The sequence below is a fragment of the Lactiplantibacillus nangangensis genome, from assembly GCF_005405065.1.
Classification (GTDB): Bacteria; Bacillota; Bacilli; order Lactobacillales; family Lactobacillaceae; genus Lactiplantibacillus; species Lactiplantibacillus nangangensis.
In genome coordinates this window covers 172,890-184,392 of the sequence record NZ_BJDI01000002.1, presented here as the reverse complement: position 1 = coordinate 184,392, position 11,503 = coordinate 172,890, and the positions used below count along the sequence as shown (strand labels likewise).

Here is an 11,503-nt window from a genome sequence, read left to right as displayed (position 1 = left end):
GTTCACCACTCCACTGTTATTTTTTTCGTAAACAAGCAATGAAAAAGCCATCTGAAAGGTAATCATCCGGATAGATCGACAAGGTATCACTGTCTCGATCCGCTTTTAAATTCATCTCAGTTGGTGTTTTGATCAATTCAAACTCAGGTTGATCAGCTAAGAATTGCGCAATCACATCCTGATTTTCTTGTTTTAAAATGGTACAAGTGCTATACGTCATGATACCACCTTTTTTTAAGGTTGGTGCCACGGCTGTTAAAATTGCAAGTTGGATGCGTTGCAAGTTTAAGCTATCCGAAAGCTGCTTTTCATAACGAATTTCTGGCTTCCGACGAATTAACCCCAATCCAGAACAAGGCGCATCCACTAAGATTCGATCAAAGTGTCCGTCACCGAATTCGGTGCCAACTTTGCGGGCATCCAACTCGGTTGCGGCAACGCGGTCAGCAACGTGCATCCGCGCAGCATTTTCACCGATCAACTTGACCTTGTTCGAGTGAATATCCAAGGCAACGACTTCACCACCCGCATCAGCATCCAGCGCAGCGGCGATTTGTGTCGTCTTCCCGCCAGGTGCGGCACAAGCATCCAAAACGCGGTCGCCAGGTTGCGGATTCAAGGCTGGGACAACCAATTGTGCACTTTCATCTTGAACGGTGAACATCCCATACTTCATGGCATCCGTCGTCACCGCTTGGCCGTCACTCACGATCAACCCAATTGGTGAGATCTCACTAAAATCAACCGTCAAATCCTCATTAGTTAACGCAGCGGTCACATCTTCAACGTCTGAAACTGCGGTATTGACCCGCAATGACTGTTTGGCTGGTTGATTAAGTGAAGCAATGATCCGTTGCATCTTGTCTGCCCCTAATTGGTCACGCAATTCGTCGATCAACCAGATTGGCATACTGTAAGTCACACTCAAGCGTTCGTCAGGGTCAGTAATCGCATCAAATTTTGGTAAGCCTTGGCGATCCATTTCATGCAAGACGCCAGTCACAAACCGCCGAATTCCTGGGTGACCTTTGACTTTCGCAATTTCAATTGTTTCGTTAAAAACGGCCCGTTGTGGAATTTTGTCTAAATATTGCCACTGATATAAGGCCGTTAACAATAATTCGTTAACCCATGGATCTAACTGGTGCGGATGCCGCACAAATGGCTTTAGCCAGTATTCCAAGGTCAAACGGTGCTGAATCACCCCATAGACAATGTTCGTCAATAAATTAATATCGCGCCGATCCATCGTATGCTGATTGATCAATTGATTTAATTGTAAATTGGAATACGCACCGTTTTTAATTTTTGATAAGGCTGATACGGCTAACCAGCGGGGACTATTTCCGACTTCGCTCATTTTGTAATGACCTGCTCTCCAGTATTGAATTTGTCAGCGGCACCGTTCAGAAAATCAGTAATCGTCATCTTCGGCTTACCTGCTGGTTGAAGCTCATTGATTGCTAACGCCGTCTGGTTCCCGGCTGCTAGCACTAATTCATGTTTTGTTTTCCGGACGACTTGACCAGGCGCTTGTGACACGGTCTCAGTCAACGGTGTCACATCCCAGAATTTCGTCCGTTTACCATCCATGATGGCATAGGCAATTGGCGCTGGCCGTAACCCCCGAACTTGGTCATCGATTTGAGCCGCTGTTTGATCAAAGTCCAATTGCTCTTCTTCTGGCTTAATCGTTGGCGCAAAAGTAACTTGGTCTTCAGGTTGGGGCGTTGCGGTCAACTCACCCGCAATTAATTTTGGTAAGGTGGCTAATAATAAGTCACGACCAACGACACTCAACTTTTCAAACATCGTCCCAGTATCATCTTTAGCCGTAATTGGAATGGCTTGTTGGGCAAGCATATCACCGGCATCCATCTTCTTGACCATATAAATAATCGTAATCCCGGTCTCGGCTTCACCGTTCATAATTGAATACTGAACGGGTGCCCCACCGCGATATTTTGGTAACAATGAGCCATGCACATTGATGGCCCCAATTTGAGCGGCTTTTAGCAATTTTGTTGGTAAAAATTGACCGAAGGCAGCTGTGACGATTAAATCTGGTTGTAAGTCGATCACTTTTTGCATTTCCGGACTACCACTGATCTTTTCTGGTTGTAAAACTAAAATATCATGCGCTAAAGCGACTTGCTTGACGGGTGACGCGGTCAAAACGTGCTTCCGACCAACTTTACGATCCGGTTGCGTCACAACGGCCAAGACGTCATACTTTTCGTCAATTAAACTAGCTAAGATTGGGGCGGCAAATTGCGGCGTCCCCATAAAAACGATTGATGTCATTTCTAAATTCCTCCAATGAGTTACATAAAATGTAACGGCTCCACGTCAATGCCAATTTGTAATCCTTGGCGTTGCTGCACTTGGGTTTCTTGTAACAGTGTCGTTAACGTGTGCTCGAGATTTGGTTCTTGTTTATATTTGATCACAATTTGATAGTAATACCGGCGATTGACCCGCGCAATCGGTTTAGGCGTTGGGCCTAAAATAATTGTGCTGGGTGTCAAACGGGGCTTTAACCATTGTAACAGTTGATACATGCGTTTGGCAGCTACCGCTTCATCTAAATCACTCGCAGTAATCTGAACCGTGAAATAATAGGGCGGATAACCGCCTTGATGGCGCATCTGCATTTCATATTTAAAGAAGCCTTCATAATCGTGATGCTTCGCAAACCGAATCGCATAGTGGTCTGGATTGAAAGTCTGAATATAGACATGACCAGATTTTTCCGCCCGGCCGGCACGGCCACTGACCTGCGTCAATAATTGAAAGGTACGTTCACTGGCCCGAAAATCCGGTAAGCCTAACGCGGTATCGGCGTTTAAGACCCCGACTAACGTCACATTAGGAAAATCGAGTCCCTTGGCGATCATCTGCGTCCCAATCAAAATATCGGCCTCGCCGCTGCCAAATTGGGTCAGTAGCTTCGCGTGGGCCCCTTTTTTGCGGGTCGTATCGTTATCCATTCGAATAATACGCGCATCTGGTAACAAGTTTTGGAGTTCTTCCTCCACCTTTTCAGTGCCCGTCCCATAGTAACGGATCTGACGACTGTGACAGTTTGGGCAAACTTTCGGAATTGCCTCTTCATGACCACAATAGTGACACTTCATCGTATGCGTATCCATATGTAACGTCAACGAAATATCACAATTAGGACATTTGAGCACGAACCCACAGTCCCGACAGAGGACAAAAGATGAATACCCTCTTCGATTGAGCATGAGGACACTCTGCTCATGGCGTTCCAAGCGGTCTTGCAAGGCTACTAGCAGTGCCCGCGAAAAGTTACTTTCGGCATGTTGTTGCATTTCCTGCTTCATATCAATGATCGATACGCTCGGCAGTGGCCGCCGATTCACGCGATCAGCTAACAAGAGGCGTTGGTAAACGCCCTTTTCAGCGCGTGCCCGCGTCTCTAGCGAGGGGGTCGCGGAACCTAAAACGACTGGGCAATGATGGTACTGACTCCGCCATAAGGCCACTTGGCGGGCGTGATACCGTGGTGCATCATCTTGCTTATAACTGCTTTCATGTTCTTCATCCATGATGATCAAGCCTAAATTATCAAGTGGCGCAAAAACGGCTGAGCGTGCGCCGACCACGACTTGGGCTTCATGGCGCCGAATTCGCCGCCATTCGTCGTATTTTTCACCACTTGATAGCCCACTATGCAACACGGCGACAGCTTTACCGAAGCGCCCTTTGACCCGTTGGACCATCTGCGGCGTCAACGAAATTTCTGGCACTAGCATCAAGGCTGTTTTCCCCTTGGCGAGCGCCGCGGCAATGGACTGCAAGTAGACTTCAGTCTTCCCGCTCCCCGTCACACCTTCGAGTAGAAATGTCGTCGTGGCTGGGGCATCTACCGCTGCGACGATTTGATTCACCGCAACTTGCTGTTCATCATTGAGTTTTAGCGGCTTGGTCGGCCGAATATTAGCTGTCGCATACGGGTCACGATAAACTTCGATGGCCGTTTTTTGTAGCCAACCCTTTTGTTCACCGGTGCGAATCACCGCTTCACTCACATCAAAACGCTGACTAAATTCTCGTTGCGTTAACGTTTCACCATTTAACGTTTGTAGCCCGTTCAACAAAGCCAACTGCTTAGCCGCCCCGGATCGAACCGTTGTCTCAACTTGCTTTAAATCCGCTACACTGAGCGCAGCTTTCACGCCAACAACCGTTTTATGTCGAGCTTGATTTTTAACTTGATAATAAACCTCAACTTCACCTGCTGCCTGCAACCGCAATAATTGACTCACTGCTGCAGGCGTGGTTGCAATGGCATCAAAATCAACACTGGTCTGGCCATGAAAAATCTGGTCATCAATCGCCGCGGAAGTTTGGTCAGTCGGCCGTAACAACTTTTCATACTTGGCACGCATCACTGCTGGCAGCATCGTTTGGGCACAAGTGATTTGAAACGAGAAAGTGCTCGCGGCTAACCAAGCAGTCAATTTCAACGCTTCTTGATTTAAGACTGGCGCCAAATCGACCACCGAATCAATAGCTTTCAAGTCACCATCAAAGGTCGTTACGTCATTGCAGGCCAAAACAAACCCTTGCACGCGGCGTTTACCGCGACCAAATGGGACGACGACGCGCATTCCTGGCTGCACTTGTGATTGCCAAGCACTGGGAATCTGATAACTATAAGGTCGATTCGTTTGCATCGTTGGAACATCGACCAAAACTTGGGCAATTTGTGCCAAGTTGCACTTCCTCTCTTAATTTTTACTAGCAATACCATGTTCTAAGGCGGTCTTAAAAACTGCCTTCGCAATAGCTAACTTTGGTAAGACTGCGGTCGTTACCGGGGTCGCATACGGGCTCAATAAAGTCACCTGATTGGTATCCCCATTAAAGCCAACCCCTGGCTTCGACACATCATTTGCTACTAGTAAGTCTAACTTTTTCGCCGCCAGTTTCTTTTCAGCATTCGCCAATAAATTCTGAGTCTCTGCCGCAAAGCCAATGACGTACTGATTCTGCTTTTGCGTCGCTAACTTCTTTAAAATATCGGTGGTTTCGGTTAAATGTAGCGTTAATCCTGGCTCCGCTGCTTGTTTTTTAATTTTTTGCGTCACCACTTGCGCCGGCCGATAATCAGATACCGCAGCCGCCATCACCAAAATATCCGTCTGGGCAAAAGCTTGCTCAACTTGTTTCAACATTTCAGCTGCAGAAGTGACTTGGATATACTGAATACCTTGTGGACGTGGTAACGCAGTCTGGGCACTGACTAAGGTCACCGTTGCACCCATTTCACGTGCGACTTGGGCCATCGCGTAACCCATTTTTCCAGAGGAACGATTGGAAATATACCGGACTGGGTCAAGCATCTCACGCGTCCCACCAGCTGTCACAAGCACCTTTTTACCATGTAGTGGCAAGTCAGTCGCGGCATCGATCACTTGATTGGTCAGCCAAGCCACAATCTCGGTTGGTTCCGGTAAACGGCCTTGACCAGCGTAACCTTCTGCCAAGAGACCAGTAGCGGGCGTCATCAGGTGAATGCCATCTGCGGTTAACTGCGCCAAGTTGCGTTGTGTCGCTGGATTAGCCCACATATGCGAATTCATCGCTGGAATGACATATTTTGGGGCCGTAGTTGCTAAAATCGTAGTGGTCGCGACATCATCCGCGAGTCCCTGAGCCACTTTAGCAATTAAATTGGCGGTGGCTGGTACCATCACCATCACATCGGTCCAATCTGCCAAGGCTACGTGAACGACGTGTGTTGGATCTGTCAGCGTAAATTCATCGGTGACGACCGGTTGTTGAGTCAAAGTTTGAAACGTTAATGGCGTCACAAATTTGGCCGCATTAGCCGTCAAAACAACCCGAACTTGTGCGCCTTGTTTCATCAACAAACGCATGACCGTCAACGCTTTATAACTAGCGATGCCACCACTTACTACGACCGTCACATGCCGATCCGTCCAAATACTCATTACGCTCACACCCTTAACTTCCATAGTTTAGTTACGGCAACCGGGATAAGAACTCACCCAGTTACCGGTTTAGTTTCATTTTTACTCACGAATAAGTTAATTGTATCAAGAATCCATGATGAGGTGAAGCTTGAAGGTTGACCGTGGCAAAATATGCAATTACGCCGCACCTCATAAATCAACACCACAACTGTCTCTCTGCACAATTAGCGTCGTCTGAATCATTCTCAATGGCAAATTTGGTGGTAACAATTAGTTAACTACTGCTCGCCACAATAGATCAACTCAAAATGCTGCCACTAACTAGCCGGAGGTTGTCGCTGATGGCATCGGTCGTGAAGGTGGCGTTAGGCCGGCGTTTTTTGCCGACCTTAGGCCATGGACGGTCCGGGACAATTGCGGGCTTCGCAACTGTTCCGGGCGAGGGTTGAGACGTTTCTTAGGCTCAGCCCGGTCCCACGACCGCATGCCATCAGCGACAACCGGAGGCAGTAACTTAAAGCTAAAAAAATAGCGTCAAGCCCAAATGGCTCAACACTATTCGTTCGAATTAGTCCTTATCGGTTTCGTCGGGGTCAATCATTAAATCGCCCGCTGCGATTTCTTCCAAAGCGCGACCAATCGTTTTAACTGACTTGTATTCACTTAACATTGGTGTTGCGCCGGCGTCCAATTCATGGGCCCGCTTGCTAGCTAACATAATCAATGAATAACGTGAGTTAACTTGTTTCAATAAATCATCAACTGATGGGTATAAGATCAAGATTCAGCATCTCCTAACATTTCTTCATATTCTGGCATCACACGTTTAACGCTATAACGTTCACTGCGAATAATCGCCTTGATTCGTTCAGCGGCTAACGGCACTTCGTCGTTAACGACCGCATAATCATAATTACGCATCATTTTAATTTCACCAACGGCCTTCGCCATCCGTTTATTGATGACTGCCATATCGTCAGTGCCACGACCAATAATGCGATGTTTCAATTCCATCAAATCTGGCGGTGTCAAAAAGATAAAGACACCATCAGGCATTTTTTCACGAACTTGCATGGCCCCGTTAACTTCAATCTCTAAAAAGACATCTTTACCGGCGGCCAATGACTGCTTGATATATTTTAAGGGCGTTCCATAGTAATTGTCAACATACTTGGCATATTCAAGCATACCGCCGCTCCTAATTTCATCCTCGAATTCATCTTTGGAGACAAAATAGTAGTCCTTTCCATCAACTTCGCCCGGACGCATTTTCCGAGTTGTCATCGAGACTGAATATTGAAAATCGTTATCATCTGAGTCAAAGATTGCCTTGCGGACGGTACCCTTGCCGACGCCCGAAGGACCTGATAAGACGATTAACATGCCTTGTTTCGCCATGATCGCAAATTCCCCTTATTAAATATGTTTTAAAGATTATTTTGCACTTTTTAACGCCTGAATGCAAGTTTTATCACAGCTCCAGCTTAGATTTTCATCAATAGGGTCTCATTTTCAACCCAAATCTCGAAAATATTGCTTGCATTTTAGAACGCTTGTTCGTATAATAAAAACACAAACAAATGTTCGAGGTGGTTATCATGCAAAACAAGCAAACTAGTTTACAAATCGTATCAAAAAACTTACAAGCTTCTTACCGACAATTTATGACCGATTTTACCAGTCCCGTTGAAGCCGTCACGCCCCTGTTGCCGCAGATGCCTTCCTTCCAACTAACTTTATTTTTGGAAAAAGCACAGACAAACCACTATCAAATCATGTTGCAGATGCAACCTAGCTTAACCGAGACACACCCCTACAACATTCACGGGGTCCTCAAACACTTATCATCTGGTCAATTGGTACTCGTTAACCGGGCCCAACACCTGACACACTTAATCGACCCTAATCAAATTCGCTATTTAAAACGAGCTTAAAAAATAATGACTTGCATCAAAAGATGAAATCAAGGTCTATCAAACCTTGCAGATTGCCTTGGTGTTTTTGATGCAAATTAAAAAAGATTGATGTTACAGTTCAACGTGCTTCCCTGAATGAGCAATGCTGACGCCTGTAAATCAATCTTTTTAGTTTCCACTTATTTCTGAGTTGGATCAGCTTTCTTTTCGATCCAGCCTAAAATCAAATCAGAGATAATCGCCATCAAAGCAGTTGGTAACGCCCCTGCTAAGATGATGGCACCACCATCCGTCGCGTTCGTCCCCCGAATGATGATATCACCTAACCCACCGGCACCCACGAAGGTCCCGATGGCAGTGATCCCAATCGCTAGGACTAAGGCATTCCGCAACCCTGCCATGATCACCGATAAGGACAACGGTAACTCGACAATTCGCAATATTTGCCAACGGGTCATTCCCATTCCTTTACCAGAATCCAGAACACTAGGATCAACATTTAGCATCCCTGTATATGTGTTCTTAATAATTGGGAGTAAGGCATATAGGAAGACTGTCACAATGACGGTGTTCACACCGAGACCCAGTCCAATCATAATGATCGACAACATCGCTAGTGACGGCACTGTTTGAATCACGTTGGCAATCGCAATCACGGTCGCACTGAGCTTACTGTGATGTGCAATAAAAATTCCAATCGGAATGCCGACAATCGCCGCAAACAAGACCCCATAAATTGAAATCAAGAAGTGACGCGAAAATTGACTAAGGACATAGGCCCCATTTTGTTGATAGTAATAAATCAACTGTTGAAGCATATTCATGTGAGCCATTATTTGTCACTCCCTTCAAAGTAATTGTGTTTTTCAAGGAATTGTTTGGCGACAACTTCGGGTTCAACTAAGTTATTATCCACTTGATAGTTCAAACTTTGCATCGTCTTCAAATCAATCTTGCCGTTTAAACGCGACAAAATCGGCTTCAACTTAGGATGCTCTTTCAAAATTTTGTTAGTCGCCACCGCACTGGCATTGTATGGTGGGAAAAAGTTCTTGTTATCCTTCAAGATCGTCAAATCATAACTCTTGATCCGACCATCTGTGGAGTAACCCAAGATGGCATCCATTTTGCCAGACTCCAACGCATCGTAGACCAACCCGATTTGCATTGGATACGTTTTACCGAACTGATACCCATAGAGTTGTTGAAAGGCATCGTAACCGTCACCTTTACGTTCCAACCAAGTTTGGTCCAACCCAACCGTCAACTTTGAAGCCACTTTTTGCATATCGCCGACGGTTTTAAGATTGTACTTCTTCGCCGTCTGTTTCGTCACCATAAAAGCGTAGGTATCGGCAAAACCATAACTTGGAAAGTAGTGCATCCCATATTTCGTGTTAAATTGACGCTTAACTAAAGCATCCGTCTGCTTCGTCTGACCACGTTTAACTTTTTCACCCAAGACTGTTGTCAAGTCAGTCCCAGTGAACCGAATCGATGAAATATCCGCTTGGTCGTTCTTTAGCGCATTAAAACTAACGGTCCCAGAGCCCAAATTATTAATAATGGTGGTATTCAGATTAGAATAATGCTGAATCATGTCTTGAATCACATAAGCCATAATTTGTTGTTCAGTCGTATTCTGCGACGCGATTCGCACCGTGTCATCAGAACTACCAGATAATCCTGGAAACCCACAACCTGCCAAGAGTAAGGCACTGGCAGCGGCCGCGACTAAACCTAATAACCATTTTTTGAATTTTCGCATGTCGTTACCCCCTTACGCCTGCGTCGTCCGTGGGGTCACTGCAGCTTCCAGCTTGCCCAATAACCAATCGACAATCAAGGCCAAGATAATGACCGGAATCGAACCGCCTAAAATTAAATCAGTCCGATACAAATTCAATCCGTTAAAAATGAAATCACCTAAACCACCGGCACCAATATATGAAGCCAATGCTGCCCAAGCAATCACATAAGTCGCTGACAACCGAATCCCAGCCATGATCACAGGTGCGGCCATTGGTAACTCGACCTTAATAATCGATTGCCAAGCCGTCATCCCCATCCCTTTAGCAGCATCGATCAAGGCTGGATTAACATCTTCCAACCCTAGATAGGTGTTACGCAAAATTGGCAGTAACGAATAGATGAATAGCGCAATAATCGCTGGGACTGCACCAATCCCAAAGAATGGAATCATTAACGCTAATAATGCCATGGCTGGAATCGTTTGGAGCATACTAGCAATCGCCATCACAAAACCAGAGATAGATTTTGTTCTAGTCAATAGCACCCCTAATGGGACGGCAACAATAATCCCCAAGGCAAGCGCGATGGCTGAAATATATAAATGTTGCCAAGTTTTCAGTAGCAATTGTGTGCCATAGGTTTGTAAGAACGTGATCATTGCTGATCACCGCCTTCAGCGCCAGTTTGCGATTTACCGCTTACTGCCGTTGCGTCGGCCTCATGATGAATATTGTTGGTTTCTTCATCTTCTTCTTCATCACCCCAAAGGGCATCGTAAACGATATCAACCAAGGTTGCCCGCGTCACGATACCGACCAACCGATGTTGATCGTCAACGACGGGAATATTTTTGAAGCCCCGCTTTAAGATCCGTTCAACCGTATCACGAATCAATGAATTAGACTGGACATAGAAAATGTCGCGATTCATAATATCATCGACACTCGTTGCCGAATTGAAATTATAATCCACATCTTCAATGCCAATCATCCCTTTAAGGATATTGGCCTCATCTGTGACCAACAGTGAATCGACTCGCTTTTCATGCATCAAGCGCAACGCATCGGTCAAAGACTTCCCTGGGGTCGTCGAAATTGGATTCTTCAGCATCACTTGACCAACCGTCGTAATACTTGGGCGGGCTTGAATCAAACGATCTTTACCAATTAAGTTCTCCACGAATTCATTGGCTGGATGCCGCAAAATGCCATCTGGCGTATCAACTTGCATGATTTTACCGCCATCCATGACCACGATTCTAGTCGACAGCTTGAGGGCTTCATCCATATCATGGGTCACGAACACGAAGGTCTTACCGAGACGTTCTTGCAAATCTTTAACTAAATCTTGCAACGCTTCTCGGGTAATTGGGTCCAACGCCCCAAAAGGTTCATCCATCAAAACTAGATCTTGGTTCGCAGCTAAAGCCCGCACGACCCCGATCCGTTGTTGTTGCCCACCAGATAGTTCGGAAGGATAACGATCTAAGTAGTCTTCAGGTAATTCGACTAACTTGATCATTTCCTTAGCCCGTTCATTCATCTTATCTTGTGGCCATTTAAGCAATTTAGGAACTAACGTAATATTATCACGAATCGTCATATGTGGCATTAAGCCAATATTTTGAATAACATAGCCGATTTTTCGCCGTAATTTAACGGGGTCTAACTTACCAATATCTTCCCCCTCTAACTTAATTGTTCCTGAAGTCTGACTCAACATCCGATTAATCATCCGCATCGTTGTCGTCTTACCCGAACCAGAAGTCCCGATAAAACAAATAAACTCACCCTTTTCAATTTCCAGGTTAAAGTCTTCGACGGCAACTTTGCCACCGGGATAAGTTTTATTCAAATGTTCCATTGTCAG

The 11,503-nt window shown here is 45.7% G+C and carries 11 protein-coding genes; 1 reads left to right on the top strand and 10 read right to left on the bottom strand.

The annotated features are described in order from the left end of the window. Positions 1 to 16 precede the first annotated feature (16 nt). From rsmB to gmk, 6 genes are all read right to left on the bottom strand, one after another. Positions 17 to 1,360 (bottom strand): 16S rRNA (cytosine(967)-C(5))-methyltransferase RsmB, encoded by a 1,344-nt coding sequence (rsmB, locus tag FFM70_RS02525; protein WP_137615272.1) that lies wholly within the window; start codon positions 1,358 to 1,360, stop codon positions 17 to 19. Further along, positions 1,357 to 2,304, bottom strand: coding sequence for a methionyl-tRNA formyltransferase (gene fmt / locus FFM70_RS02520; protein ID WP_137615271.1), 948 nt, complete (start codon positions 2,302 to 2,304; stop codon positions 1,357 to 1,359). Before fmt ends, rsmB begins: the two co-directional genes overlap by 4 nt. A gap of 20 nt (positions 2,305 to 2,324) precedes the next feature. After that, complete coding sequence (priA, locus tag FFM70_RS02515; protein WP_137615270.1) at positions 2,325 to 4,742, bottom strand: primosomal protein N'; 2,418 nt, start codon at positions 4,740 to 4,742, stop codon at positions 2,325 to 2,327. A 15-nt stretch (positions 4,743 to 4,757) separates the two neighbouring features. Further along, the gene (gene coaBC / locus FFM70_RS02510; RefSeq protein ID WP_137615269.1) at positions 4,758 to 5,984 is read right to left on the bottom strand and encodes a bifunctional phosphopantothenoylcysteine decarboxylase/phosphopantothenate--cysteine ligase CoaBC; all 1,227 of its coding nucleotides are present in this window, start codon (positions 5,982 to 5,984) and stop codon (positions 4,758 to 4,760) included. 550 nt (positions 5,985 to 6,534) lie between these two features. Then, on the bottom strand, positions 6,535 to 6,747 hold the full coding sequence (gene rpoZ, locus FFM70_RS02505; RefSeq protein ID WP_137607493.1) for a DNA-directed RNA polymerase subunit omega: 213 nt from the start codon (positions 6,745 to 6,747) through the stop codon (positions 6,535 to 6,537). After that, entirely contained in the window at positions 6,744 to 7,364 is a 621-nt protein-coding gene (gene gmk, locus FFM70_RS02500) for a guanylate kinase (RefSeq protein ID WP_137615268.1), read from the bottom strand. Before gmk ends, rpoZ begins: the two co-directional genes overlap by 4 nt. A 200-nt stretch (positions 7,365 to 7,564) precedes the next feature. Between gmk and FFM70_RS02495 the strand changes: the two genes are divergently transcribed. Beyond that, entirely contained in the window at positions 7,565 to 7,900 is a 336-nt protein-coding gene (locus FFM70_RS02495; protein WP_137615267.1) for a hypothetical protein, read from the top strand. A 161-nt stretch (positions 7,901 to 8,061) separates the two neighbouring features. On the opposite strand, the gene FFM70_RS02490 is transcribed toward FFM70_RS02495, so the two are convergent. Genes FFM70_RS02490 through FFM70_RS02475 form a run of 4 tightly spaced genes read right to left on the bottom strand, consistent with a single transcriptional unit; the run spans position 8,062 to position 11,497 of the window. Further along, a complete protein-coding gene (locus FFM70_RS02490) occupies positions 8,062 to 8,715 on the bottom strand; it encodes an ABC transporter permease (protein ID WP_137615266.1) in 654 nt (217 codons plus the stop codon). Continuing rightward, entirely contained in the window at positions 8,715 to 9,650 is a 936-nt protein-coding gene (locus FFM70_RS02485) for an osmoprotectant ABC transporter substrate-binding protein (RefSeq protein WP_137615265.1), read from the bottom strand. The genes FFM70_RS02490 and FFM70_RS02485 overlap by 1 nt, the downstream gene beginning before the upstream one ends. A gap of 12 nt (positions 9,651 to 9,662) precedes the next feature. Next, complete coding sequence (locus FFM70_RS02480; protein ID WP_137615264.1) at positions 9,663 to 10,292, bottom strand: ABC transporter permease; 630 nt, start codon at positions 10,290 to 10,292, stop codon at positions 9,663 to 9,665. Then, positions 10,289 to 11,497, bottom strand: coding sequence for a betaine/proline/choline family ABC transporter ATP-binding protein (locus FFM70_RS02475; RefSeq protein ID WP_307722483.1), 1,209 nt, complete (start codon positions 11,495 to 11,497; stop codon positions 10,289 to 10,291). Before FFM70_RS02475 ends, FFM70_RS02480 begins: the two co-directional genes overlap by 4 nt. Between the last annotated feature and the right edge of the window lie 6 nt (positions 11,498 to 11,503).